Raw genomic sequence first — 26,590 nt, 5'->3', positions numbered from 1 at the left:
GCCTATTCCACGTCAGGCGGCCGCCCCGGCTGCACCAGAGTGCAGGTCAGCGGCGCAGCGTCATCGAGGCCGTCAAACCGGGCTTTGTCCTCAAGCGTGTTGATCAGTGCTGTGAACACGCCATCGCTGCATTCCGGACCGATCCGTGTGGGCGAACAGTCCAGGTAAAGCGGCACATTCACCTTTCGGGGAATCAGCACGGCGGCCAGCTCTTCATTGCCGTAGAGCACGACATGCGCACTGTCGCCGTCATTGCCGCCCTCGCTAACGCAAGTGAAATCCATCTCTTGTGTCAGGCCGAGCGATGCCGCCCGCGCCTCCAGATCCTCCGCTGCGGCGGAGGCGGAAACATCTGCCGTTCCTGCAGCATCTGTTACAGTTTCGCTACGCGAATCCTCTGGGGACGGCGTTTCCGGATCGGCCCCCTCGACCGCAATCGGGGACGAACCACCCGGATAAGCCGACCCTGCCGCATCGTCACACGCGGCGGGTATCAGCAGGAGTATTGAGCACAGACCGGCATACCGCATCACGCATGTTCCTCCACCACCCTCGCGGCGAGCGTACCATGCGGCGGGCCATTCCGGAAATCCGGACTATTTCACCCAGGCACCGGGGGCATTCGTCCGATAACCGAGCGACCGGTAGGCCGCATCGATCAGGCTCTGCCCACGGTCATTCAGTAGAATGCCATTGCCCATCTGATTCATCGTATAGCTGAAGGCGAGACCGCAATCAGGATCGGCAAACCCGATGGACCCGCCGGCCCCGACATGCCCGAAGGCCCGCTCGCCGATGATCGCGCTGGTGCCCGGCCCCATCTTGCGCTTCCGGTTGTCCATCGACTTCATGAAGCCGGACGCAAACCGCGTCGGAATAAGCAGCGTCGCATCACGATGCGTCGCCGTCGACACCATGGTCATGTTGTTGAGACGGTCTTCCGACACCAATGATCCGTCATCGGTGGCCAGCGGTGTGTACATCGCCACCTGCCCGCGCGCGTTTGACAAGCCGCCACCGCCGCCGATTTCAGCGGCCTGGCCCTTGCGGTCATTGAAATCCCATCCGCCTGTATTCATGAAGCTCTTGTGCTGGATCGATTCCGGATCGGTCATCAGCTTGATGCCGAACTCCGTCGCCTCGTCGCCTGGCTTCGGCTCATACTGGCGGATCGGGGCAATGTGGACATCTTCCGTTTCCGGAAGGCCCAGCCAGAAGCGGGCGCCGGTCTTCTCCGCCACTTCTTCCCGGAAGAATGTGCCGAGCGACTTGCCGGACACGCGGCGCACCAGTTCGCCAACCGTCCAGCCGAAATTGATCATGTGATAGCCATTGCGGGTGCCGGGTTCCCAGAACGGTTCCTCGTCTGCCATGCGCTGGACCATGTAATCCCAATCGGCAAACCCGCCCGGCTTCACCGGATCGCGCAAGGTTGGCAGGGCGCTTTCATGGTTCAGCATCATCTGAACCGTGGTCTTCTCTTTGCCGTTCTTCGCAAATTCCGGCCAATACTCCGAGACCAGCGCATCGGGATCGAGTTCGCCCCGGTCGATCAGGATATGCGCGCAGATCGCCGTCGCCGCCTTGGAGCAGGAGAAGACGATGGAGATCGTGTCTTCCTGCCAGGGGTCATTGGATTCGGGGTTGGCCATGCCGCCCCAAAGGTCCACCAGCGTTTCGCCATTCACGGACAGGCAGACTGACGCGCCGACCTCGCCGCGCTCTGCAAGATTCTTTTCGAGTTCGCGCTTCACTTCCTCGAAGCGCGGATCGCATGTGCCGTGCACCTGGCTATCGGACATTTATTTCCTCCCGGTATTTTCCCGCGAGCATAAGCACCCGTGCCGGAGGATGCGAGCACGAAAAGGGCCGTACCTTCCGGCACGGCCCCATAACGTCGCGGCAATCCGCCAACTAATTTGCTGTTGCGTCAGGCAGGTTCCTGAGAACCTTTCTTGGCAGCCGGTTTCTTCTTCTTCGGCTTTTCGGCCACGTATTTGAAGGCCAGCTTGCTGTCGTCGTCCTTGTCGATGTCGATATGGACAACGCCGCCCTTCTGAAGCTCGCCGAAGAGGAGTTCCTCCGCCATCGGCTTTTTGACGTGTTCCTGGATCGTCCTGGCCAGAGGCCGGGCGCCCATGTCGGCGTCGAAGCCCCGCTTGGCCAGCCAGTCGCGGGCCGCCTTGGAGATCTCGATCGAGACGTTGCGGTCTTCCAGCTGGACTTCCAGCTGCAGGATGAACTTCTCGACCACGCGGTCGATGATTTCCGGGGTCAGGCCACCGAAGGTGATCACCGAATCGAGACGGTTGCGGAATTCCGGCGTGAACAGGCGCTTGATGGCCTCGTCCTGCTCGTCATCCTTCTTGCCGGCGCCGAAGCCGATGGCATTCTTCGCGGCATCCGACGCGCCCGCATTGGTCGTCATGATGACGACCACGTTGCGGAAGTCGACCTTGCGGCCGTTCGCATCGGTGAGCGAGCCATTGTCCATCACCTGCAGCAGGATATTGAACAGGTCCGGGTGAGCCTTCTCGATTTCGTCGAGCAACAGCACGCAATGCGGGTGCTGGTCGACGCCATCGGTCAGCAGGCCGCCTTCGTCATAGCCGACATAGCCCGGAGGCGCGCCGATCAGGCGGGAAACGGTGTGCCGTTCCATGTATTCCGACATGTCGAAGCGCAGCATCTCGACGCCCATGATCGAGGCGAGTTGCTTGGCGACTTCGGTCTTGCCGACACCGGTCGGGCCCGCGAACAGGTAGGAGCCGATCGGCTTGTTCGGTTCGCGCAGGCCGGCACGGGCCAGCTTGATCGAAGCAGACAACGCCTCAATGGCTTCATCCTGACCATACACCACGCGCTTGAGATCGGACTCGAGCGACCGGAGCGCTTCGGCATCGTCGGTCGATACCTGTTTCGGAGGAATGCGGGCAATCTTGGCCACGACGGCCTCGACATCCCGCACGCCGACGGTCTTCTTCCGCTTGCTCGCCGGGAGCAGCCATTGCGCTGCGCCGGCTTCATCGACCACATCAATCGCCTTGTCCGGCAATTTGCGGTCGGTGATGTAGCGGTCGGACAGTTCCACAGCCGATTTGATCGCGTCATTCGTGTAGCGAAGGCCGTGGAAATCCTCGAAGCGGGACTTCAGCCCGGTCAGGATCTTGATGGCATCCGCCACAGTCGGCTCCACCACGTCGATCTTGCGGAACCGGCGGGACAGGGCCCGGTCCTTCTCAAAGTGCTGCTTGTATTCCTTGAACGTGGTCGAACCCATGCAGCGCAGACCGCCGCTTTGAAGGGCAGGCTTCAGCAGGTTCGATGCATCCATGGCTCCACCGGAGGTCGCGCCCGCACCGATGATCGTGTGGATCTCGTCGATGAACAGGATCGCTTTCTCCTGCTGCTCCAGCTCCTTCATGACCGACTTCAGGCGTTCCTCGAAGTCACCGCGATAGCGGGTCCCCGCCAGAAGGGCGCCCATGTCGAGCGACCAGATGATGGCTTCGTTGAGGATTTCGGGCGCTTCGCCATCGACAATCTTCTTGGCCAGGCCTTCCGCGATGGCCGTTTTGCCGACACCGGGATCGCCCACGAGAATTGGGTTGTTCTTGTTCCGCCGGCAAAGCACCTCGATGCAGCGGTTGATTTCCATGTCGCGGCCGATCAGCGGATCGATCTTGCCGGCACGGGCCTTGGCATTGAGGTTCACGCAATAGGCATCGAGCGCCTCGTGCCCCTGCTTCACGGCCTCTTCTTCGGCAGGCTCTGCACCGCGCGGGCTGGACGGGCGGGACATGCCCGGCTGCTTGGCCACGCCATGCGAGATGAAGTTGACCGCGTCATAGCGGGTCATGTCCTGCTCCTGCAGGAAGTAGGCAGCGTGGCTTTCACGCTCGGAGAAGATGGAGACCAGGACATTCGCGCCGGTCACTTCATCCCGGCCGGAACTTTCGACGTGCAGAATAGCGCGCTGGACCACCCGCTGGAAGGCGGCGGTCGGCTGGACGCGGCCTTCGCCGTCTTCGACGATCAGGCTGGTCAGTTCGTCATCAATGTAGCGGACGAGCTCTGCGGTCAGGACTTCTATATCGACCTTGCAGGCCCCCATCACTTCCTTGGCGTGCTCATCATCTGTCAGGGCCAGCAAGAGATGCTCGAGCGTTGCATACTCATGCTCGCGTTCGGAGGCCAGAGTGAGGGCCTTTTCGAGAGCCGTTTCCAAGGAGGGGGACAAGCGTGGCAATGTGGAAGCCTTCCGGGGTTAGAGGTCTAGTCGTCTTTCTCCATGACACATTGGAGAGGGTGTTCGTGCCGTTTCGCAAGGTCAAGCACCTGGGCAACCTTTGTTTCGGCCACCTCATATGTGTAGACCCCGCACAGGCCGACGCCCTTCTGATGCACGTGAAGCATGATGCGGGTCGCCTGCTCTCGCGAGCGATTGAAAAACCGCTCGAGAATGAACACGACGAATTCCATCGGCGTGTAGTCATCATTGAGCAACAGCACGCGATAGAGCGAGGGCTTCTTGGTGCGCACGCGGGTCTGCGTGGACAGGCCATACTCGATCCCGTCGTCGCCTGTTCCTCCGTCGCCGGGCGGTGCCGGCGGCTCGGGATCGTTCATTCGGTAATGCGGAATGCCCTTGCTCATGACTCTTAAGATATACGGTTCAGGGCGAGATTGAAGATGTAACACGCGGCAAATTCATTTCCTGCCTGCTTTTAAGGCATGCGTGCTCAACGTGTACCTATCAATTCGAGCAGTTCCTTCACCCGTTTTTCGTTGGTTCCGAGATCGGAATACCCAATGCGCGAACCGGAATATATGGCCACGCTGGACCGGCCGGCCTCACCGTCCACCGGCACGGCCTGGACATAAACATCGTCCTTGAATTTAAGCAGTGGCGTCACCGCGATGAACGAAATTCGCAGCGTATCCGGGTCTGACGCACGTAAACGCCACTCCACCCGCTCCAGCACCAGGTCCATCACGACGTCAAAAACCTGCTTTGGCGTCTTGTCGAAAACAGGTGCCGTTTCATCAACCCGCACCATGCCGGCAAAGCCTTCCGGAGCGATCAGGCAATTGTTCGGCCGTGCGGGGCGCTTCAGCGCGGGAAACTCAATCAGATCAGGTAGACGTGACATGGTGGCATCTAATCCCGTTGTGTCAGACTGGCCAATCCGGTTTTTTTCGGGCCTGCAGCTTGGGGCCGGACCGGCCGAATCGTGCCCCCGGAACAAAAGAACCGGACCAATCAGGTCCGGCTCTTTCCAGTCTACTGCACTCTACAATCAGGCGGTGTGGCCCGATCCCAGAAGCTTATTTCGCAGCGAAGCCCATGAAAGGCTTGGCGGCGCTGCGCCATGCAGACATGCAAAGTTCTGCCTGGGCGTTCATTTCTTTTGTATATGCGGAAAACATGTTTTTCGCAAATCCGGCCTGAATTTCCATCACTTCGCGCACATCTTTTGCGGAAGTGATCGCCTGTGTGACTTCAACGCTCTGCTCAAGCGACTTGGTGAAGAAGTCCATGTTCCGGCTGCCGATCTCGCGCGCCATGTCGGTCGAAGCCGCGGTGCGCTCGCTGAAAGCTTTCAGACCGGTTTCGGCATAATCGCCAAACATGCCGGCAAATCCGGAAAACTGTTCCATGCCTTCGCCCAGCATCTTGGTGGTTGTGTCCGTAGCTGCGCTGGCTTCGGCCTTTGCGCGCTTTGCGGTGCTAGCTGTCTTTGCCTTGGTCATCGATCGTTCCTTTATAAACTACCCTGCGCTTACCCTAGGGGAGCTTATACGCTTTTTCCTTCGCTTCCGCAACATATTTTTGTGCGCTGCAACATAAGGCAGTCTGCACGTTATTTGCATCGGTTCCATTACGATTTCGCAATCCGTGCCTCCATCTGCCGTTAAGGTGTGGTCAAGGGATTTGCACGATTCTAAGTTAAATCCCGGAGGGCCGGGATTAACAATCGGGAGACCTGAATGTTCCTGCGCGCACTCGCAGCCCTGAACCGAGCCGTTTGCACCGCAGCGATCCTGACGGTCATGGCGTTCGGCGGCGGGACTGCCCTGGCTGAAAAATACGCCGCAATCGTCATCGACGCCGACACCCAGCAGGTGCTTCACGACCGGCATGCCGATGAACCGCGCTATCCGGCCTCGCTGACCAAGGTCATGACACTCTACATGCTGTTCGACGCCCTCAAGAGCGGCGAGGTCACCCTTGATGAGCGTATGACGGTGTCCCGTTTTGCAGCATCGCAGGCTCCATCGAATCTCAAACTGAGAACCGGCTCCACCATCAAGGTACGCGATGCGATCGGCGCCCTTGTCACCAAGTCCGCAAACGACGTCGCTGTCGTGGTCGCCGAACGTCTCGGAGGCACCGAACGCCGTTTCGCTCAGCTGATGACCGTGAAAGCCAAGGCGCTTGGCCTGGAGAATACGCGTTTCGTCAACGCATCCGGCCTGCCGGATACGCGCCAGCTGACCACGGCCCGCGACATGGCCGTGCTGGCCGATGCCATGCTGACCGACCATGCCGACTATTATCACTATTTCGCGACCGAGAAATTCTCCTGGGGCCGCAAGACCTACAAGAACCACAACAACCTTCTGGGTGATGTGAACGGCGTGGACGGCATCAAGACCGGCTACACCCGCGCGTCGGGCTTCAACCTGATGGCCTCGGCCAAGCGCGACGGACACCGGATCATTGCCATCATGCTCGGCGGCACCACAGCCCGCGCCCGCGACCGTCACGTCGAAGCCCTGCTTGAAGCCGCCTTCAGCTCCTACACGCTGCCGGCGGACGACCCGGAACTGCGCACCCGCCTCGCCTTCGCCATGCTGGAAGAACCGCTGAGCCCGGAAGCGGCGGCCGAACCCATGTTGAACGGCAAGCCATTGTCGGTGATCCTCGCGACCGAAGCGGCTGCACAAAAACTGGCCGCCAACGACAATCAGCTGACCGGATCGGCCCAGGGCGATGCCGACGATACCCCAGTCATTCCCGCCATGGATGCACCGGTTCTGGTCGCCGAGTCGGCGCCTGAGCCCGAGCAATCCCTGCCGATCGATCCGGAGACAACCTCGCTCGGCCGCTACTATGCCGAAGCGCCCGCTGCGGACGCCCCGGCCTTCTCGCCGGACGAGTATCGCCGCCGCCAACTGGCCAAGTAGGGTTGTCACGGCGTCCGGCTTGCCGGAAAACACGCGCCGATCCAGCAGGAGCAGCGCCCGTGGCCCAGGAATCCGATCAAGACCTCGCCCGCAACACAATCCGCATTGAGCGGGATGCGCTTGAACAGCTGGAAGCCAGTATCGGCCCCTCCATCGCTGAAGCCGCAGACCGGATCATGGCGACCGACCGGCATGTGATCGTCGCGGGCGTCGGCAAGTCCGGACATATCGGCCAGAAGATCGCCGCCAGCCTCGCCTCGACCGGCACGCCGAGCTTCTTCCTGCACCCGACCGAAGCCAGCCATGGCGACCTTGGTATGGTCGTCCCCGGCTCTGTCGTGATCGCGATTTCCTATTCCGGCGAAAGCCGGGAACTGGTGGACCTGCTGCGGTTCTGCAAAGGCAACAACATCCCGCTCATTGGCATGACGCGCTCGGCCGAATCGACATTGGGCAGGGCGTCTGACGTGCTGCTGGAAATGCCGGACGTGGCCGAAGCCTGCCCGAATGGCCTGGCGCCAACCTCATCCACGACCATGGCGCTGGCGCTGGGCGATGCGCTGACCATTGTGCTCATGGCCCGCCGGGGCTTCTCGCGGGAGGAGTTCGGCTTCCGTCATCCGGGCGGCAAACTCGGCCGCTCCCTGCAGACTGCAGGCGACTATATCGAGACTAAAACGGATCATATGCCGATCATCAGCGCGTCTGCCGATGTCCGGGACGTGATCCTGGCTGTCTCCGAAGGCCGCAAGGGCTGCGTCGGCGTGACCGACGCGGATGGCAAGCTGGTCGGCATGGTCACTGATGGCGACCTGCGCCGCGCCATGCTCGCCGGCAAGCTCGCCGGAACGGCGGCCGATGTCATGACGCCGGACCCGAAGGCGCTGAGCCCGGACGACCGCATGTCCACGGTCATCAAGACCTTCACGGCCCAGCGGATCTCAAACGCCTTTGTGACAGTCGACGGCAAGCCGGTCGGCATCATCGATATGAAGGACCTGCTTGCCGAAGGGTATGTCTGATCCGGCTGATGCCGAACCTTACTGGCCGAGTTCGAAGACCACGTTCACCGTCGCATTGTAGCCAACCTCGCCGCCAGCCATCGGTGTGTTCGCCTTGTCGGACGCCATGACTTCCATACGCGCCATCGGCATGGGTGAGGGCGAGTAGTTGCCGCTTTCACTGATTGTCACGATGCGCATCACGCGCAGACCGGCCGCTTCGGCATAAAGGTCTGCCCGGGCACGGGCCTGGGCCATGGCTTCGCGGCGGGCCTCGTTACGTACCTCGGTATTGTCGTCGAGCGCGAAGTTCAGGCCATTGAACGTGTTGCCACCCGCCTTCACCAGGCTGTCGAGCATTGCGCCCAGATTGTCGAGATCCCGCACCTTGATGGTCAGCTGGTTGGAGGCCGTATAGCCGATCAGCTTCTGCTCCCCGCGGGACGAGCCGTCCTTCAGCTTGGTCTCGATATAAGTGTAGCGCGGCCAGAGTGAGAAATTGGATGTCTGCATGTCTTTCTCGGCGACGCCCGCCGTTTCCAGGGCGTCGAACACGCTGGTCATGGCCTCGGCCTGCGATTCCATGGCCTCCGTCGCGGTGTCACCTTCGGCCTGAACGCCGGCATTGATGTAGGCAATGTCGGGTTCCCGCTTCACGGTCGCCTGCGCCGTGATCGAAAGCGTGGTTTCAGGCTGGATCGAGTTCGGCGCCTGATAGGCACCCGCCACCGATTGCTGGGTGAGGCCGAGAGCCGGGCCCTGCATCTGCGCGCAGGCCGCCTGCGGCAGGATCAGGGCCAGGGCGGCAGTGGATGTAAAGAGGGGCAAAAATCGGCGCATGAGAATCTCCCTATGGTATAAATCCGAGTGTTCTACGGAACACTCTGGGAGGCAATCTTGTTCCGATTGTGTCTCAGACCGACACCAAATCAGGCAGCTTCATACCCTTGCGGATTCTGACTCTGCCAGGCCCACTGATCGCGGCACATGTCTTCCAGCGTCAGCTCCGCGTGCCAGCCGAGCAGCTCGTGCGCCAGGGATGGGTCGGCCCAGAAGGCAGCGATGTCGCCTGCCCGGCGCGGCGCAAATTCCATGGCGATGGACTTGCCGCAAGCCGCTTCGAACGCCCGCACGACATCCAGGACGGAGGAGCCGTTGCCGGTGCCAAGATTCACGGTAAAGGGGCCATGCGTATGCTTGAACCGGTCGAGTGCCAGCACATGGGCGCGGGCAAGGTCCACGACGTGAAGATAGTCACGCACGCCGGTCCCGTCGGCCGTGTCATAGTCATTGCCGAACACGTTGAGATGCGGCCGGCGGCCGACGGCCACCTGCGCCACATAAGGCATCAGGTTGTTCGGAATATCGTTCGGGTCTTCCCCGATCATGCCGCTTGGATGCGCACCAATCGGATTGAAATAGCGCAGGATCGCGACATCCGTCAGGGCGCCCGATCCGGCCACGTCGTTCAGCAGCATTTCCGCAGTGAGCTTGGTATTGCCATAGGGATTGGTCGGGCGCAGCCGATGGGATTCGGTATAGGGCAGGAATTCCGGCTCGCCATAGACGGTCGCGCTGGACGAAAACACGATCTGGCTGGCGCCGGACTGCAGCATCGCCTCAATCAGGCTGTGCGTGCCCATGACATTGGCGCTGTAATATTCGAGCGGTTTCTCGGTCGACTCGCCCACCGCCTTCAGCCCGGCAAAATGGATGGCCGCCTCGCATTCATGCTTCGCAATGATCTCGGCGATGCGGGCCGTGTCGCGCACATCGGCCTCGTACCAGTCCACCGGACGATTGGTCAGCTGGCAGATCCGGTCGATCGCCTTGGGCGAGGAATTGACGAAATTGTCCACGATCACGGGTTCGTAGCCGCGTGAGACAAGCTCCACGCAGGTGTGCGATCCGATATATCCGGCACCGCCGGTTACAAGTACGCGTGTCATGGCCCCTGCCTAGCAAGAATTACGCCGGGTTTCAGGGTGTTAACCACAAGAGCGGTAAGACTCCGTTACGGGATTCGATCGGATTCATCAGGCCCATTGCAAGGCGCGCGGCAGCCGCCTAAACGAATGTTTCGGTGGGCCTGTAGCTCAGTTGGTTAGAGCGGACCGCTCATAACGGTTTGGTCGCGGGTTCAAATCCTGCCGGGCCCACCATCAGCATCTCCGCACGCGGACGCATCACGAAGGACTGTCACAGATGAACGAACTGACTGCACAGGGCAGCGGCGTGAAAGCGAAACTGATCGAAATGACGCTGCTCTCGGGCGCCTTCGGTCTTGTGTTCCTGATCGTGAACTACATCCATTTCCAGAATATCCAGGTCAGCGTGATACTTTATGCCTGCATCTGGGATGCGCTGATCGCCGGGCTTCTCGTGCTGGGGCCGTATGGCTGGTTCCGCCTCAGGAAAGGTCCGTTGCTTTCGACCGAGTTCGGCCTTGTCGGAATCGCCAGCTTTATCCTCATCATGCTCTACGCCGTGATGGGACCAACGGTGATCGACCGGTCCCTGTCCATCTATATCGTCCAGAAGATCGACCAGCGGGGCGGGCGGGTCGCAGAGGCAAAGATGCCGGAAATCTTCGTGAAGGAATACATGCCGGAATTCCGGCTCGTGGATGTCCGCATGACGGAACAGGTGACGTCCGGCACCGTGAACATCGAAAACGGCTGCGTGATCCTGACTCCGAAAGGCAAGCGCCTGTCGCGGTTCGCCAACTGGTACCGCAAGACATTGTTGCCGCGTAAGCGCGTTCTGATGGGAGAGGTCTCAGACCAGCTGACAGATCCGTTCGCGGGCAAGGCGGCCGTCGTGGATACGACCTGCCCGCCTGTGGCGCCCTGATTCCAGCTGGGCCTGCGTCAGGCCTCCGTAGCCGGCTGACTGGATGAGCCGCGGAACGTCCAGAGATTGTGAACGACAAAACTGGCCGGTGGATAATAGAGCGTGCTGATCGCCAGCGTGATCCTCGGGTCGACCTTCAGGAATTCCAGCAACGCGACCAGCAGGAATTGCGTCACAGCCAGGCCGATCGTCGCGATGATGAAGCGGGGCATGTTGCGCCGGTGCTGGCCGCGAATGCCGAACGTGAAGACTTTCTGGCCCGCATAGGAGGCCAGAATGCTGATCACATAAGCGATGGAGTGCGCCCACAGCGTCGCAAAGCCTGCAGCCAGCAGCCCGAAGGCGAGCGCCGCATAGATGATCGTGCTGGCAATCCCGACGATCGCGAAACGGAATGTGCGCGCGATAAATGCCGGGGACAGGAATTTCGCCAGCAAGTTCAGGCCCCTGCACTGCTTTTCGCGGAAACCTCAACAAGCGTCTCCGCGTCGATCTGCCGGATCTGGCGAACCAGTTTGCCGAACAGGTCCGTGGGCAGGGCGCTCTGCTTGTCCCGGCCTGCCAGCAGCGACAGGACGAGAAGAAAACCGGTGAACAGGGTCAGCGCCAGCACGGTCAGCACGAACAGGATGACGTTCGTCGCATAGCCGGGGACGAATGCCGTGGTGAAGAACTTCATGAACACGACGAGACAAACCAGAAGCGCGGCGAGCACGCTGGTTCCGACGAGGCCCAGGATGATCCGCCCAATGACGACATCCGTGAAAACGGAGATGGCCGAAAACCCGTGGATCATGAGCGAGGTGAAATTCATCTTCGACTCGCCCTGGTAACGTGTCCCCCGATGGGTTGGCACGAAATCGATCGGAACCCGGCTTTTCAGCATGGTCGCGGCAAAATTGTTCCAGATGCCTGAATTGAAGATCAGGTTCGGCACGCGGTCTGCCGGGATCAGGGAAAAATTCCCGAACGAGATCAGCTTGCCCGTCAGCAGGCGGAAGGCCAGCTTGTAAACGCCATAGAACGTTTTGAAGATGATGTTCTCGGACCGCTTGGCCCGCTGTGCAACGATGAGCGTGCCCGGCTTTTCGGCGCTGAGATCCATCATGGATCCGATGTCGGATGGAACATCCTCCCCATCACTGTCCATGGCGATGACGACATCCGGCTTCAGCGTCTGGTGCACATGAGCGAGGCCAAGCGCAATCGCCCGCTGGTGCCCCTGATTGGCGTTCAACTCAATGACGACGACCCGCTTTACCGGTCCTGTCAGGCTGGACGGCGGCGGCGGCTCGATCACGGTCGAGCCGTCATCAACCGCGACGACCGTGATGTCGTAGGCAGCCAGGCTGTCCTGCTGGGCGATGTCTTTCACCAGCATGGCAAAGGACGCCCAGTCATTGAGAACCGGGGTCACGATCGCCATGGTCTTGTTAGTGCTCATGGACACATTCGCCTTCTTTGAGTTCGCGAACCGGACTGTGCCAGTCAGTTCAGGATGCCAGCTGGCTGATCTCGGCGGTAAAATATTCAATCGTCGGACGCAGGCCGTCTTCCAGCTTCACCGTGGGTGCCCACTCCAGCACTTCCTTGGCACGCGTGATGTCCGGGCGGCGCTTGCGCGGATCGTCCTGCGGCAGCGGTTTATGGACGATCTTGGAAGACGAACCGGTAAGCTCCAGCACTTTCTCGGCCAGCTGCAGCATGCTGAACTCGCCGGGATTGCCGAGATTGATGGGCCCGGTGACGTCATCGTCGGAATTCATCAGCCGGATCAGCCCGTCCACCAGATCAGACACATAGCAGAAGCTGCGCGTCTGCTGGCCGTCGCCATAGAGCGTGATGTCGTCGCCGCGCAGGGCCTGTACGATGAAGTTCGACACGACGCGACCATCGTTTGGATGCATACGCGGACCGTAGGTGTTGAAGATCCGGGCCACCTTGATCTTCACATCGTGCTGGCGGTGATAGTCGAAGAACAGGGTCTCGGCACAGCGCTTGCCCTCGTCATAGCAGGAGCGGATGCCGATCGGGTTCACATTGCCCCAGTATTCTTCCTGCTGCGGGTGAACGTCCGGATCGCCGTATACTTCCGACGTGGACGCCTGGAGAATCTTCGCCTTGGTCCGCTTGGCCAGGCCCAGCATGTTGATGGCGCCGTGCACGCTGGTTTTCGTGGTTTGCACAGGGTCGAACTGGTAGTGGATCGGGCTGGCCGGACAGGCCATGTTGTAGATCTGGTCGACCTCCACGAAGAGCGGGAAGGTCACGTCATGCCGCATGATCTCGAAGCGCGGGTTTTCCATCAGGTGGGCGACGTTCGAGCGGCGGCCGGTAAAGAAATTGTCCACGCAGAGCACTTCCGCCCCCGTCTCCAGCAGGCGCTCGCAGAGAAACGAGCCAATGAAGCCGGCACCGCCGGTGACAAGAATACGGGGGACATAATGCATGAAAAACCTAGCCTGAATCACAAGTGCCGAACCAGCGGGCGGAACCTATCCTCTAGGTCTGGTTGGAACAAGCCGTCCTATCAGCCTGCGGCAGCTCCCCTTTATTCCGGAAGATCAGGCGTCCTCGAAATAGGCATGCGTTCCGCGATGAAGGACCTCGTCGCCGGACACGACCTGGAACGGTTCGAAATCCGTCTTCCCCTTCACATCATGGTAGACCGAGCCGAAATCCTGGTAACACGCATCGAGCAGGGCTTCGAAACTGTCGATGACGAAATAGGTCTGCTGGAAATCGTCGATGATGTAATTTGTGCGCATCAGACGCTGCACATCGAAGCCGATGCGGTTGGGGCTGTCGTCTTCCAGCGCGAACACCGTCTCCTGCGGGCTGGAGAGAATTCCGGCGCCGTAGATGCGCAGGCCCTCAGCTTCGCGGATCAGGCCGAATTCCACAGTATACCAGTAGAGCCGTGCAAGATTGTGCAACTGGCCGAGGCGCATCGCACGTTGTCCGCCCTTGCCGTAGGCCTCCATGAAGTCCGCAAACACCGGATTGGCCAGCATCGGTACATGGCCGAAAATATCGTGGAAGACGTCGGGTTCCTGCAGATAGTCGAACTCCGCCTCGGGGCGGATAAAGGCCCCTGCGGGGAACCGGCGATTCGCCAGATGATTGAAAAACACATCGTCCGGAACCAGCTCGGCGACAGGCACGACCTGCCAGCCTGTCAGCTTCTGCAATTTGTCGGAAAGCTCGCCCATGTGCGGGATGCCCGATGCAGACAGCTCAAGCTTGTCCATTGCCTCCAGGGCCGCCGTGCAGGCCCTGCCCCTGGTGACCGCCTTCTGCCGGTGGAAAAGCCGGTCCCAACGGTCGTGCTCCTCGCGGGAATAGGTCTGCCACGCCTGATCGATCGTGTAGTCGGCCGCGCGAGGCGCGGTGGCATATCTGTTCTTCGGACGTGGATCGCTGGCCGTCATAGCAAATCTCCAGGAGCGCCATCTGCAGGCAGGGCGCGAAAGGTGCAATTTAGTTTCTTTTGTAACCATATGCAAATCGGCTCCGCCTGGCGGATTGCCGGACAGCGTTGCCCGGCGTACACCCGACACGCGACGCGAAGCGGCCGAACAGGCATCCTGTAGTGGCAAAGATTCACACCGTTGCTATAAGGTCGCAAATCAGTTCGAGGGTATTCCGGCGGCGCCATGATCCATTTTGAAAACCTTGCGAAGGCGTTCGTCGAAACGGGCGAGCTGCCGGATGAGTGCATCCCCAAATACTACCGATGCCTGTTCCCTGACCTTCAGCACCTTTCAGACAGCGCCTTGCGATCCCACTATGACCGGCATGGCCGCGACGAAGGCCGCACGGGCAGCCCTGCCGACCTCAGATTCGCGTTCGTCTCCGGCATCGCCCCAGACGCGAAAGTCCTGGAAATCGGCCCGTTCACCGCCCCGACCCTACGCGGCGACAACATCCAGTATTTCGATGTCCTTGACCCGGACGGGCTGCGCCAGCGGGCCAAGGAACACAATTACCCGGTCATCGAGCCCGTGCGGATCGAATATGTTTCGCCCACGGGCGACCTGTCCGTCGTGCCGCCGGGCTTCGATGTGGTCTACAGCGCGCACTGTATCGAGCACACGCCTGACATGATTGCGCACCTCCAACAGGTTCACCGCATCCTGAACCCGGGCGGCGTGTACATGCTGACCATTCCGGATATGCGCTTCACCTTCGACTATTATCGCGAGCCGACCCAGCCGGGCGAAGTGCTGAAGGCGCACGAGGAGCAGCGCAAGGTACATGGGCGCGATGCGGTGATTGCCCACTACACGCTTTCGACCCACAACAACCCGGCCGCACACTGGGCCGGCGATCACGGCCCCGTCCCACGGACGGATTTCGACGACCGCCTGAAAGAAGCAGAACGTCAACTGGAAGAGGCCGACGGAGGCTATGTCGACGTGCACACCTGGTTCTACACACCGGAAAGCTTCCGCAAACTGATGAACAACAAGTCTGTCCGGAAAGCCTGCAACTTCACCGTCGAACGGGTCTATAACACCCCTCACGGCTACAATGAATTCAACACGATCCTGAAAAAAACCTGATTGATCGTTGCCTTCAGGTGTCTTTGCGAACCGGGAACACGATGAACCGCATACCGAGATAGTTGATGGTTGCGGATGTCCCGGTGGCGATGAACCATGCAACCGGAATGACAAAACGGAAACTCGTGATTGCGTCGATCACGAGCCGGTTCACGATCACATTTGACGCGGATGCAAAAACATACAGCACCAGGAAAAGGATGATGCTTTTCCAGCTTCCTTCTGAGCCTGAGAAAGTCCAGTTCCGATTTACCGTATAAGCAAAGATCGTTGCAACGACGAGACCGCTTGCCTTGGCAATATCAATTGGCACGCCAATCTTGAGGAAAAGGGAATACGCAATCGCATCAACGACGACCGTCGCGCCGCCAGCGACCGCAAACCGCTTCACCGAAACCGGTATGCGATTATAGACCTCGCGCGCCAGACTGGAGACAGACGGCATGACCAAACGCGCCCTCAGTCTTCCGGCGTACCATCGTCCGCAACGATGTAAGCTTGTCCGCCCATTCCGTAGTCAAACAGTCTGCGGAAAACGAAACGCGGATGGTCGACCTTAAAGTCTTCGAAGGCCTTCGCCACCCCCCTGTCGAGTCGTCCTTGATAGGCGAAATAGTCGTCGAATATGATGATACTGCCTCTCTGGAGCGACCCGCTCATGACTTCGAGGCAAACCCGCGCAGGTGCACCCAGATCGAGATCGACAAGCGCGACAGCGACCTTTGGAATACCTATTTCAGCGGCTGTTTTTCCCCCGATCGTGTCCTCAACATACCCCTTTGTAATGGCCCAAGGAGCCGCATCTTTGAAATGTTTCCGGATGCGCTTTGACACTTTGTCGTAACTGCTTTTGAAGTCGCCTTCCCGGAAAAACGGGTGGCGGTCTTTCTCGTCCGAATATTTGAACCCTTCAAAAGAATCATACCCCCAGAACTTTCGTTTGGGCGATTCAGACGTGCCTGTTTTCCGGTTGGCTTCGAACGCGCCGATGAACGAAGTCCCCTCGAACATGCCGAATTCCATGTAGTCCCCGGGGATACTTTCCAGGTTGGTCAGATAGAAAGCCTTCTGAAGGCCCTCGATCTTTTCGACATTGTGCCGAATCGACGGGTGGACACTCGTGATCATCTTGGCCGCCAGCGTTTGGAGCCAGTGACTGTTCTTAGCAATTGAAAACATATTCAGCCTCAGGAAATCAGCAGCCAACCTGCTGTAGTCTAATACGGCGCATCGGTGCAACCACCAGATCAGCACCGGCGGAAACGGCTCCCGATTGTTTATGATCTGGGCGAAGAACCGGAGACCAAATCCCAAATCGAACGGATCTGACGAAGGGGATTCGCAGTGCCCTTCGCTTCAGCCGTCTTGACCGACACTCCTTCCGGACGATCCGGAACAGTCGCGGCGTAGCGGTCTGCCAATCCACCAATACTTGCCCCTGGAATACGGCGGTCATTTTGCAGCTTGTAGGGATGCGATGGCCATTTGTGGAAACAGGATTGCCAATATTCGAAGGTCTTCAGGTCATTCGGCGTTCCCCAGCCAATATAATGATCGATTTCGAATATCTGGCAGTTCAGCCCTTTCGCCACCGCATCGGCAATCAGGCTGTCGACATAGAATTCGCCATTGACCCGGCCATCACGATCCACGAGCGCATCGATGCATGCCGCAAAGTCCGACGCCCTTCGGAATGTGAATGCGCCGACGATCATTGGTGCCGTCGCCGGATCCTCGGGAGCCTCTTTCACCAGCACGTCGCGGACGGCACCATCCTTGTCGGCCTGAACCCAGCCGAACTGCTTCGGCCGCATCTTGCCATCCACATGACCTCTCACGGTCCAGACAAGCACATCCGCGTCGCCGGCCATCGCGGCTTCGAACTTTTTCGGGTCGTACAGCATGCCGTTATCGCAGGCCCCCACCGTCACGGGCTGGTCCGGAGCCACGCGGGAAAGCCCATGTTTGCAAGTGATGGCCTGCCCCTCTGTGACCTCATCCAGCATCACCGTTTCGGCACCGACGAAGGACGTCAGCAGCTTCAGCTCGATCTCCTCAACGCCGGGAATATCGCGCCGCAGAACGAAAACGGTTTTGTGCGCTTCGGGCAGGTCGCGCGTGGCCTGAATGGCCATGGGGCGGCCGGATACAGGGATAAGCGGCTTCACCTGCGCGTAGCCTTCGTCCGCAAAACGTTTGCCAAGGCCTGCCATGGGCACAAGCAGCGTGCCACCATGCCGGGGCCGGACGGCATCATCCACCGCAAGGCGGCGAAAGGCTTTGGACCACGCGACATACTCTGCGAGGTCTTCCGGGGTCCCCCACTGCATGAAATGCTGAAGGTCATAGATGGCGGTGCGGTATCCGCCCTGTTTGAGCACCCGGTAAGCAAGGCTCACATAATACTCGCCATTGACGTCCAGTTCCTGGCGGACCTGCTTTTCCAGTGTCTCAAGACAGAGTGCCCCGCTGCGGAAATAATAGGTTCCGCTTGACGCGTATTCACTCGGCGGGTCATCCGTCCACGGCTTTTTCTCCTGGATATCGTCCATCCAGAGCCCCGTATGCTTCATATAGGCATAAAAGGTCGACCCGAGGCTGTGGGGATGGAAGCCCCGATATGCGGGCACGCAGCCATCGCAGTCGGTCTCCGTCACGAAACGCCTGAAATCCTTATAGTCCCAGTAGCAGGTGAAATCACAGTAGTTGACCACGACGGGCTTGTCCGGGTCGATGGCTTCCCGTGCAAGCAGGACGGCATTCACCGGTCCCAGCTTGTGCGGCGGGATCGCCACGATCTTTCCGGTCGGACAATAACGGCGCAGGATCTCGGCCATCCGGTAGTCGGGATTGGACAGATGGTCCTTGTTGCAGATGAACACGACGTCCGTCTCGCCAGGAAACATGTCCAGCACGTGGGCGATAATGGGTTTGCCATCGACCGGGATCAGGGGTTTGGGCGTGTCGTATCCGGCACGCCTGAAGCGCTCGCCAAAGCCAGACATGGGAATGACGATCTGCATATCGCTGCACCTTTCTTCTGGCACCGGTCAGTTGCCTGCAGAGCCGCGCTGAGCATCAAGCGCCTGACGGTATTTCTCTGCGTCCCAGTTGAGCAATTTCAACTCGTCTTCCACACTCAGCATCGACGGCACAACCGTGATCGGCAGCCGGTGGGCAATTTCTCCCAAAAGGAAGATCATCGACATTCCACCCGATCCCACATCTTCGTGAACCAGCGCACCCAAGCCGCTGACGAAGACAAGACGCGGTTCTACGCCTCTGGAGCGCAACCACTCCGCCCGGATGTCTGACAAATCCTCGACCGTTTCGCTCCAAACTGCCGGGCCGCCCAGATACACGACCTGATCCGGCACGAGCGCCCGGCGACACAGTTTTTGCGCCCGGGAGGGATCGAAGGCCAGCGCGCCTAAACCTGCGTCATCATGCCAACGATACCCAGCCACATCCGGACGATCAGCCTGAACGGCAGGCTGGGAGGATACTGTCTGATCAAATGACAGTCGCGACTCGACGTCCCGCAACCGTTCTTCGACTTCCCGGGCTGATGCACCACCCGCGACGACGCCATGATTGGACATAAAAACGACATCCGGCGCGTCTGCTTCCAGGACATCCTGAATAGCCCGCGCCAGGTCGGCTCCCGGTTTTGCATATGGCACGATGGCCCACCGTATGCCGCCAAGCTTTTGCGTCAGCCGCTCCACCGCCGAAGGCAGGAGGGTTGTGCAGATCGAATTGACCGCATGCGCGTGAATCACGACCGCGTGTGGCATGATCGCGTGAAGGGCAGTCTCGATGGATGGGCGCCCGTCCCCTTGGGCAGAAGGCAGCACCAGGCTCGAAAAATCCTCCTCGCCCGCTTTTACGCCTTTTCGGACACCTGCAAGGTCAAGTGAGACGAAAATGTCCCTTTTCAGCGCATCCGACATCCAGGTTCCGGAGGATTTGACATGCAGAATGCCCCCTTCCTTGAGGGAGGCATTCCCACCGCCTCCCTGCACCAGCAATGGATCGCTTCCGAGACGGGCCGAGACCTCCCGTAGCCCTTGCAATTCAGGTGTCATGGTGTCGTCCGGATCATCTCTTTGGGAGACTTTACACCTAACGCCGCCCAATTGTCAGTCAACCATGAGTTACCTTGGCACCAATGCTTGACCGGCATACAAAATTGACGGACTCCAGAACCTGTAAAGAACCAACACATCAACGGTGGGGCGCGGGATGTCGAACAAGAAAGCAGCATCTCGCGGGCCGGTGCTGAACTTTGCCTTCCTGCTCGCGATGGCCCTGTTCTTTATCGCCCTGTTCCCATCTGGCCCGTGGATCCGGACACCACTCGCAGCAGTACATGTCGTTGCAACCGCCCTCGCGTTGCTGACTCTTGCCTATGCCTCTCGAATGAACAGTTTCAGCGTGCAGCTGGTCCCGCCAGGCACCAAGCTTGTGGATGCCCTGATAGTGTTTCTGACGTGGATCGCTCTCGGACTTGTTGTTTTTTCGAGGCTTACCGCTGATCTCTGGTCCGACGCGATCTACCATGCCTCGATTGCATCCAGGCCGGCTCAATTGCTCCTGTACAGCTTGGTGGGTGGTGATCCGGAAACAGGTACCCCGGGCCTGGAAATGAATGCCGGAACATTCATCCGACTGGTCCACAGCGGCATCGTAATCGCACTGCTCGTGCTCTTTTTCGTTGTACCGCGCCTGCTGGGCAACCGGCCGCTTGCGATAGCGCTGGTTTGGATTGCGGCCCTCATTGCCGGAAGGGTTCTGTTTTCCACCGATCTGGGGCTCCTGAAGGGATCGGAAGGGTTCCCGGTACTCTTCGCAAACGAGTCTATGCGTGACCCGCACCCTCCGCTCCGCCTGCTTCCACTGATCGTTTCGAGCGCCGTTTTCGGGACAGACGCATTCGGGTTTCGAATGGCCGGCTTTACGGGCTTGCTGGCCGCGATGTGGGCCTTCTATTTTCTTCTTAGAACCCGGCTCGACCGCTTGAATTCTGCCGTTGGCCTCATTGCAATTGCCAGTCTACCCGGCCTTCTCCAGACCTCGGCTCTGGTTGAGGCCTCGATCTGGCCGCCGCTCGCGGGATGGATGACATTTGCATTCTTTGCCGCCTCAGAGGATGACAACAGCCCCGTCGCCTGTCTTGTGCCGCTCGCTGTCGTTACCGCTCTTGCGGCGCTGATGCGAGCCCCGGGATTTATAGCGCTTGCCCCCCTGTTTCTATTCTGTGCCCTGGCTGTCTCGCGCCGTCCTCAAAAAACATCTGACCTCGTCGTCCTCGTCGGACTGATGGCACTCGCGGTCACGGGCGCCCTCGTCTTCATCCTGTTTGGCACCCCGGCTATTTCCGAAGCGCCCCCGTCCCGTCAGGTGCTCACAGCGCTTGTCGGCGGCATTCCGGCTGTTGCGCTCGTCACGGTTATGGGGCTCGTGCCTTTCTTCTTTCTTGGTCATGCAATCCGTATACGAAGCACCCATGGCGCGTTCCTTGCCGCCGCAGTGGTCGGCTTCCTGACGCTCGGCATCCTGGTTTTCTATGGTCCGACGAAAAGTAGTCTGTGGGGGACTCCGAGATACCAGGCGGAACTGGCGACGCCCATTCTGGCGGCTGGCTTGTCTGCATTTCTATTCAGCTCAAGAGGCAAACTGCCCAACTTGCAGTGGCGCCAAACAGAAGTCCTTCCGAATTGGGCGCGCGCCTTGCTCGGCCTCTCCCCCATGGGCCTCGTGATTGCGGCAAATCTGTTCGCACTTGCTGCAGTCGACCATAACGGCGCGCGTTTCCTTCCTCACCCAACCCCGCCTCACACGTCCTCTGCCGACGCGCTGTTCGACTTCAGGCACGCTTACAGCCGGGCGCGCGAACTAAGCCCGGGCAGCACACCTTATTACATCGGCTACTGGTATGGTGGATTTCCAGCTGTTCTGCAGGGAGACAGCGCCTCGCAATTCGCTTTGTTCTCCAATGTCAACGAACGTCACAGAAGCGGCTGGTCTGTCAATTTCGACGGGGTTGTTTCTGACCGGGACATCGGTGCCCTGATCGTCGATAATGAAGCCGACTATGGTGCACTCCAGTATTTTACCGATCTTCATTGGGAGAGAGAGGATTTCCCTGACCCCTCCTCCGGCCTGGTTATGTCCGTCTTCAACCGCCCGGCAGGCGCACGTGGAAGAGCTCACCTCAGAGACACACTTCCGGAAATGCTGCCTTCCATGAAGGAATTCATCGGACAGCCAATGGACGAGGCGTTTCCGAAACAAATGCCAGGCTGCACTGTTCACATGGAAGGCGTCATAGAATGGATTGCCGGCAATGCTGGCGAAGGGGTCGTCCTCGGCGGCTGGGGATGGCATGGCAATCCTTCGAGCCAATTCGATGCCGTCATCGCAGCGAACAGTGACGGCAAGGTCATCGGTGCTTCCGGTGCGCCAATCGGACGGGCCGATGTCGCCGCGGCATACCCGGAACTCGGCAGTGATGATGTCGGGTTTTCCGTCTTCGTTCCGGTCATGTCAGGCAGTGTGAACCTGTACGGTGTCGATCAGGAGTCTGGTTCCCGCTGCCCGATTGCCACCCCGTACACAATCCCGTCCGAATGAGTTGAGAACCGCCGCTTGGAGATCAGCAGATCACTGCTTACAAGACCACCATCGTCCACGGAATCAAGTAGTGGACTACGTTTAGCGCCCCTCACTTCCGCCTCGACCAACAGCCTCGAAAAGTATAAACAGCCAGATGAAACTTTCGCTCGTTCTTCCCTGCTACAATGAATCTGCCGGAATACCGCGGCTGGTGAAGCGTTGCGAAGAAGTTGTCGCGCTGATCGATTGCGAGTTCATACTGGTGAACAACGGCTCGAACGACAACTCTGCGGAAGTCCTCGCAGAGTGCACGGCAGGAAAACCGGGAATAAGGATCGAGACGGTAGAGGTGAACCAGGGTTACGGGTTTGGCATCCTGTCGGGTCTGAGAGCCGCGTCTGGAGACATAATCGGCTGGACTCACGCGGACATGCAGACAGACCCCATGGATGCCGTTGCCGCTATGAAACTCTTCACCAACAGCGACGATCCCGAAAACCTGTTCGTAAAAGGCAGACGTTATGGACGCCCGGTCGCGGACACGGTGTTCACCATGGGCATGACTGTGTTCGAAACAGTCCTGCTAGGTCACGTGCTTGCCGACGTGAATGCGCAACCCACCATGTTCTCACGCAAGTTCTTTGAGTCCTGGACATCTCCGCCGCACGATTTTTCGCTCGACCTCTATGCGTACGCGCTCGCCAAACGGCAGAAGAAAAAGGTCAGGCGCTTCCCGGTTAATTTCGCAAATCGCGAACAGGGCCAGTCTTCATGGAATGTGAACTGGCAATCGAAATACAAGTTCATCAAAAGAACCGTGGAATTCAGCTTTCAGCTACGCAAGCGTTTTTCCGTGAACCGGGAACAAACCTGAGGGACTTGCCGTATGCACTTGATTGCACACCGAAAGAACACGATCGAGGAACTGACGGAAACACCGGCTCAGTATGGGATCGAAGTAGATATCCGTAGCCGCGGCCGCGAGCTGATCATTCATCATGATCCCTTTGAGGATGGCGAAGACTTCCGCGAATGGATCACGCACTACAAGCACGGAACCCTGATCCTGAACGTCAAGGAAGAGGGCCTCGAATCCGTCCTGCTGGAACTGATGAAGAAGCACGGAATTGAGGATTTCTTTTTCCTGGACCAATCCTTTCCATTCCTGATCCGCACTTCCCGGACCGGCGAACGCCGTTGTGCTGTGCGTGTGTCGGAGTTCGAGCACGCCGAGACAGCCATGTCTCTCGCGGGTAAAGTCGACTGGGTTTGGGTCGACTGTTTCACCAGGTTTCCGCTGGATGCTGCGGGCGCAAACCATTTGATTGATGCCGGGTTCAAACTGTGCCTCGTTTCCCCCGAACTGCAGGGCCGTCCGGCTGACGCGAGTATCCCCGAGATGCGGGCTATGCTGTCTCGTGAAACAATTCCCTTCCATGCCGTCTGCACCAAACGCCCGGATCTGTGGGAAACGAGCAATTGAAACAAGAGTCTCCTTTATTCCTGCTTGGTCTTTTGATCCGGCTCGTTCTGGTTGTGGCAGTCCTGCCATGGACCCAGGAGCACTGGTTCCTGCCTTTCCTGACCCACGCTCCCGCCTCGAACAGCCTGGACTTATGGTCTGATTTCGTCGCCTCCGGAGGCGCCAGCAACGCCTTTCCTTACGGTTTCATCTATGTGATCGCATACGCGCCGCTTACGGTGCTGGGAAACGTCATCGCTGGAGCGGCGGGGGCCAAGCTCGGCCTGGGCCTGACAATCATAGCGCTCGATTATGCCATGCTCCGTACCTTGCAGGCATTCGGCTCCCGCGCGCTGTCAGGCAAGCTCCTGCTGCTCTATTGGCTGTCACCGATCACGATATATATCGGCTACTGGCATGGCCATCTCGACATCCTGCCGACCTTGCTCCTTTCGGTCAGCCTGCTGCTGCTGAAGCAAAACAGGCTTCCGTTCTCTGCGGCATTCCTCGCCCTCGCGATCGCCGCCAAGATAAGTATGGTGATCGCAGCTCCCTTGGTATTTGCGTATTTGTGGGGATCGCCCCGGCACCACAAGGATACCATCGCCTATATCGCGCAAACGGTCCTCGTGTTCCTGCTGGCCTTCGGCCCCAGTGCCCTGCTGCCCGGCTTTCAATCCATGGCACTCGGCACACCGGAATTGCAGAAGAGTATCGCGCTGGCGATCAATTACGGTGGCGGGCTGACGCTCTATCTGCTGCCCATGGTCTATGCCGGGCTTCTGCTCACCATCTGGCGTATCCGCCGGTTGTCGGTCAACGGCCTTCTCTGTCTGGTCGGCCTGGTGTTCCTGGCGCTTTACATACTGACACCCGCAGCACCTGGCTGGGCACTCTGGTTCACCGTTTTCCTTGCCCTGCACACGGCCAAGTCGGGACTGCGGGCAGGCATGTTGTATCTCGCGCTCAACATCAGCTTCGTGGCCCTGCACCTTCTGGTCTCCACCGGCAGCCGGTTGCTCATTCCGCCCTACTGGAATCTGGATGAACTAAGTCTCCCGGCCGGCCTCGTTCCCATCGGCGAACCGACCGGATGGATCTTCTCCCTGCTGGCAGTGACCGCTGTCGCGATTGCGATCCAGATGTTCCGGGAACAAATCCTCCAGGAAAATTATCACTTGTGGACGCGGCGCCCGTTCGTGGTCGGCATCGCAGGCGATAGCGGCGCAGGAAAAGACACACTCAGCGATCTCATACGTGACATGTTCGGCAGGAATGCCTCATCGGCCATTTCCGGCGACGATTATCACTCGTGGGACCGGCACAAGCCCATGTGGCGCGCACTGACCCACTTGCACCCGAATGCCAATGATCTGGTGCGTTTTGAGTCTGATGTCCTGGCACTGAGCGAACGGCAAACAGTACGCGCACCGCACTATGATCATTCTGTGGGACGAATGACCAAGCCTCACCGGATTGAACCCCGGGAGTTCGTCATCGTCTCTGGGCTGCATGCACTCTATCCGCATACATTGGCGCAGAGGTTCGACCTGAAAATCTTCCTCGATATGCACGAAGGGCTTCGTCGCTATTTCAAGATCCGCCGTGACGTAAAGGTCCGCGGACATGCACCGGAAAAGGTCCTCCGCTCGATTGAAGATCGGTATCCGGATAGCCGGGCTTACATCCAGCCCCAGAAACAATTGGCCGACATCGTTATATCGCTCGAGCCGGTGCGGGAGCAGGATGTGCTCGATTTCGACCTCCCACCTGAAGACATTGCCCTGCGCATCCGCATATCCGGACGGCATTTCGATTCCATGCGTTCGCTGGCCCGCCTGCTCATATCCGCCTGCGGTTTGAATGTGATCGACCTTGTCCATGATGATGGGTCGTTCGAATTGTTGATTGAGGGAACAGCAACAAAGGGACAAATCGGCAGTGTGGTGCCAGAGCTTACGCCGGGCATGGCTGAACACCTGGCCCTCAATCCCAACTGGCACGCTGATCAGGCCGGCCTGCTTCAGCTTGTTATTCTAAGTCAGATCGATCGCGTGCGAGCCGCTGCTGGAGGCAGAGAGTGAAAATATTGAACCCTATTGCGTTGTCCGAAGCGCCAAGCTGCGTCTTGCTCGACCTCGACAATACGCTCTACGAATATGATCCGGCACATACCGCCGGCATGGATGCAGTGCGGGAATATGCGGAACAACAGCTTCGTATCTCCGCGGCAGATTTCGATGACTGTTTCCACGCCGCCCGCGCCGAAATCAAGCAGCGCCTTGGTCCCACCGGGTCGTCCCACCATCGGCTGCTCTATTTCCAGCGCACGCTCGAAAAGGCGGGGCTCGCCACCCAACCCATGAACGCGTTGCAGATGGAGCAAGTGTACTGGAGCGCGTTCCTCAGCAAAGCCACGCTGTTCGACGAGGTTCTGGAATTCCTGGACGACCTGAGGATTGCTGGCATTCCAGCCATTATCGTTACGGACCTGACGGCACAAATTCAGCTGAGAAAGCTACTCTACTTCAATCTCAATAAATATGTGGACTGGATGGTAACGTCCGAAGAAAGCGGGGCGGACAAACCCGCCATCGGGATATTCCACCTCGCGCTGGCAAAGATCGGCGGCGTTGAAGGAAAAGTCTGGATGATCGGAGATGATCCGGGCAAAGACATTGCCGGTGCGCGCGACGCCCTCGGCTGCACGACCCTCCAGAAAGTGCACAAACTGGAAAAGTTCACCCCCGACGCCGCTGCGACTCCGGATGCAGTATTCTCGCGGTTTGGTGATCTCAGGTCGACGCTGACTGATCTGCTGTAACTGTTGCAATTCCCTATGGCGCTGCACGCCAATTTATTCTATCCGCACCTGAAGGTTCAACCTTGTATTGCAAGCC

The 26,590-nt window shown here is 59.1% G+C and carries 25 protein-coding genes and 1 tRNA gene; 10 read left to right on the top strand and 16 right to left on the bottom strand.

What is annotated here, in order from left to right:
- Window positions 1-2 precede the first annotated feature (2 nt).
- The 6 genes from HAD_RS08685 to HAD_RS08660 form a co-directional block, all read right to left on the bottom strand.
- Window positions 3-530: a hypothetical protein gene (locus HAD_RS08685; protein WP_035570539.1), complete on the bottom strand. Its 528-nt coding sequence runs from the start codon at window positions 528-530 to the stop codon at window positions 3-5.
- Between the two features lie 66 nt (window positions 531-596).
- Complete coding sequence (locus tag HAD_RS08680; protein ID WP_035570537.1) at window positions 597-1,802, bottom strand: serine hydrolase domain-containing protein; 1,206 nt, start codon at window positions 1,800-1,802, stop codon at window positions 597-599.
- Window positions 1,803-1,930: 128 nt separating this feature from the next.
- Window positions 1,931-4,249: an ATP-dependent Clp protease ATP-binding subunit ClpA gene (clpA, locus tag HAD_RS08675; RefSeq protein ID WP_035570535.1), complete on the bottom strand. Its 2,319-nt coding sequence runs from the start codon at window positions 4,247-4,249 to the stop codon at window positions 1,931-1,933.
- Between the two features lie 26 nt (window positions 4,250-4,275).
- On the bottom strand, window positions 4,276-4,629 hold the full coding sequence (gene clpS / locus HAD_RS08670; protein WP_035570534.1) for an ATP-dependent Clp protease adapter ClpS: 354 nt from the start codon (window positions 4,627-4,629) through the stop codon (window positions 4,276-4,278).
- Between the two features lie 113 nt (window positions 4,630-4,742).
- Window positions 4,743-5,153, bottom strand: coding sequence for a DUF1499 domain-containing protein (locus tag HAD_RS08665; RefSeq protein WP_035570533.1), 411 nt, complete (start codon window positions 5,151-5,153; stop codon window positions 4,743-4,745).
- 175 nt (window positions 5,154-5,328) lie between these two features.
- Window positions 5,329-5,754: a phasin family protein gene (locus HAD_RS08660; RefSeq protein WP_035570531.1), complete on the bottom strand. Its 426-nt coding sequence runs from the start codon at window positions 5,752-5,754 to the stop codon at window positions 5,329-5,331.
- 237 nt (window positions 5,755-5,991) lie between these two features.
- On the opposite strand from HAD_RS08660, the gene HAD_RS08655 reads away from it, so the two are divergent.
- Window positions 5,992-7,191 carry a D-alanyl-D-alanine carboxypeptidase family protein gene (locus HAD_RS08655; RefSeq protein ID WP_051596051.1) on the top strand — a complete coding sequence of 400 codons (1,200 nt, stop codon included), beginning with the start codon at window positions 5,992-5,994 and terminating at the stop codon, window positions 7,189-7,191.
- Between the two features lie 59 nt (window positions 7,192-7,250).
- Window positions 7,251-8,213: a KpsF/GutQ family sugar-phosphate isomerase gene (locus HAD_RS08650; RefSeq protein ID WP_035570529.1), complete on the top strand. Its 963-nt coding sequence runs from the start codon at window positions 7,251-7,253 to the stop codon at window positions 8,211-8,213.
- 18 nt (window positions 8,214-8,231) lie between these two features.
- Here the strand turns inward: HAD_RS08650 and HAD_RS08645 are convergent, their stop codons facing one another.
- Entirely contained in the window at window positions 8,232-9,032 is an 801-nt protein-coding gene (locus HAD_RS08645) for an SIMPL domain-containing protein (protein ID WP_035570527.1), read from the bottom strand.
- Window positions 9,033-9,121: 89 nt separating this feature from the next.
- Window positions 9,122-10,141, bottom strand: coding sequence for a UDP-glucose 4-epimerase GalE (gene galE, locus HAD_RS08640; protein ID WP_035570525.1), 1,020 nt, complete (start codon window positions 10,139-10,141; stop codon window positions 9,122-9,124).
- A 136-nt stretch (window positions 10,142-10,277) separates the two neighbouring features.
- Here galE and HAD_RS08635 point away from each other — a divergent pair.
- Both HAD_RS08635 and HAD_RS08630 read left to right on the top strand, forming a co-directional pair.
- Window positions 10,278-10,354, top strand: a tRNA-Ile gene (locus HAD_RS08635).
- Window positions 10,355-10,397: 43 nt separating this feature from the next.
- The gene (locus HAD_RS08630; protein WP_051596050.1) at window positions 10,398-11,045 is read left to right on the top strand and encodes a hypothetical protein; all 648 of its coding nucleotides are present in this window, start codon (window positions 10,398-10,400) and stop codon (window positions 11,043-11,045) included.
- Window positions 11,046-11,062: 17 nt separating this feature from the next.
- Here the strand turns inward: HAD_RS08630 and HAD_RS17945 are convergent, their stop codons facing one another.
- The 4 genes from HAD_RS17945 to phhA all read right to left on the bottom strand — a co-directional run bounded on the left by HAD_RS17945 (window position 11,063) and on the right by phhA (window position 14,476).
- Window positions 11,063-11,482 (bottom strand): GtrA family protein, encoded by a 420-nt coding sequence (locus HAD_RS17945; RefSeq protein WP_051596049.1) that lies wholly within the window; start codon window positions 11,480-11,482, stop codon window positions 11,063-11,065.
- A gap of 2 nt (window positions 11,483-11,484) precedes the next feature.
- On the bottom strand, window positions 11,485-12,489 hold the full coding sequence (locus HAD_RS08620) for a glycosyltransferase family 2 protein (RefSeq protein WP_084331841.1): 1,005 nt from the start codon (window positions 12,487-12,489) through the stop codon (window positions 11,485-11,487).
- Between the two features lie 49 nt (window positions 12,490-12,538).
- Window positions 12,539-13,495 (bottom strand): UDP-glucuronic acid decarboxylase family protein, encoded by a 957-nt coding sequence (locus tag HAD_RS08615; RefSeq protein WP_035570524.1) that lies wholly within the window; start codon window positions 13,493-13,495, stop codon window positions 12,539-12,541.
- 114 nt (window positions 13,496-13,609) lie between these two features.
- A complete protein-coding gene (phhA, locus tag HAD_RS08610; RefSeq protein ID WP_035570523.1) occupies window positions 13,610-14,476 on the bottom strand; it encodes a phenylalanine 4-monooxygenase in 867 nt (288 codons plus the stop codon).
- A 225-nt stretch (window positions 14,477-14,701) separates the two neighbouring features.
- Between phhA and HAD_RS08605 the strand changes: the two genes are divergently transcribed.
- Window positions 14,702-15,610, top strand: a complete 909-nt coding sequence (locus tag HAD_RS08605; protein WP_051596047.1) for a class I SAM-dependent methyltransferase — start codon at window positions 14,702-14,704, stop codon at window positions 15,608-15,610.
- Window positions 15,611-15,623: 13 nt separating this feature from the next.
- Here the strand turns inward: HAD_RS08605 and HAD_RS08600 are convergent, their stop codons facing one another.
- The 4 genes from HAD_RS08600 to HAD_RS08585 are packed head-to-tail and all read right to left on the bottom strand — an operon-like array spanning window position 15,624 to window position 19,698.
- Window positions 15,624-16,055 (bottom strand): GtrA family protein, encoded by a 432-nt coding sequence (locus HAD_RS08600; protein WP_035570522.1) that lies wholly within the window; start codon window positions 16,053-16,055, stop codon window positions 15,624-15,626.
- Between the two features lie 14 nt (window positions 16,056-16,069).
- Window positions 16,070-16,864, bottom strand: a complete 795-nt coding sequence (locus tag HAD_RS08595) for a TylF/MycF/NovP-related O-methyltransferase (protein ID WP_156942208.1) — start codon at window positions 16,862-16,864, stop codon at window positions 16,070-16,072.
- A gap of 23 nt (window positions 16,865-16,887) precedes the next feature.
- The gene (locus HAD_RS08590) at window positions 16,888-18,633 is read right to left on the bottom strand and encodes an NTP transferase domain-containing protein (protein ID WP_084331840.1); all 1,746 of its coding nucleotides are present in this window, start codon (window positions 18,631-18,633) and stop codon (window positions 16,888-16,890) included.
- A 27-nt stretch (window positions 18,634-18,660) separates the two neighbouring features.
- On the bottom strand, window positions 18,661-19,698 hold the full coding sequence (locus tag HAD_RS08585; RefSeq protein ID WP_084331839.1) for a class II aldolase/adducin family protein: 1,038 nt from the start codon (window positions 19,696-19,698) through the stop codon (window positions 18,661-18,663).
- Between the two features lie 157 nt (window positions 19,699-19,855).
- On the opposite strand from HAD_RS08585, the gene HAD_RS08580 reads away from it, so the two are divergent.
- The 5 genes from HAD_RS08580 (at window position 19,856) to HAD_RS08560 (ending at window position 26,514) form a co-directional block, all read left to right on the top strand.
- The gene (locus HAD_RS08580; protein WP_035570519.1) at window positions 19,856-22,246 is read left to right on the top strand and encodes a glycosyltransferase family 39 protein; all 2,391 of its coding nucleotides are present in this window, start codon (window positions 19,856-19,858) and stop codon (window positions 22,244-22,246) included.
- 136 nt (window positions 22,247-22,382) lie between these two features.
- On the top strand, window positions 22,383-23,102 hold the full coding sequence (locus HAD_RS08575; protein WP_035570518.1) for a glycosyltransferase family 2 protein: 720 nt from the start codon (window positions 22,383-22,385) through the stop codon (window positions 23,100-23,102).
- 12 nt (window positions 23,103-23,114) lie between these two features.
- A complete protein-coding gene (locus HAD_RS08570; protein WP_035570516.1) occupies window positions 23,115-23,711 on the top strand; it encodes a phosphatidylinositol-specific phospholipase C/glycerophosphodiester phosphodiesterase family protein in 597 nt (198 codons plus the stop codon).
- On the top strand, window positions 23,708-25,774 hold the full coding sequence (locus HAD_RS17940) for a phosphoribulokinase/uridine kinase (RefSeq protein WP_241765330.1): 2,067 nt from the start codon (window positions 23,708-23,710) through the stop codon (window positions 25,772-25,774). Before HAD_RS08570 ends, HAD_RS17940 begins: the two co-directional genes overlap by 4 nt.
- Window positions 25,771-26,514: an HAD family hydrolase gene (locus HAD_RS08560; RefSeq protein ID WP_035570514.1), complete on the top strand. Its 744-nt coding sequence runs from the start codon at window positions 25,771-25,773 to the stop codon at window positions 26,512-26,514. Before HAD_RS17940 ends, HAD_RS08560 begins: the two co-directional genes overlap by 4 nt.
- Window positions 26,515-26,590 lie beyond the last annotated feature (76 nt).

It is taken from the genome of Hyphomonas adhaerens MHS-3 (genome assembly GCF_000685235.1).
In the GTDB taxonomy this organism is placed as follows: Bacteria; Pseudomonadota; Alphaproteobacteria; order Caulobacterales; family Hyphomonadaceae; genus Hyphomonas; species Hyphomonas adhaerens.
This window is presented reverse-complemented; position numbering and strand designations above follow the sequence as displayed.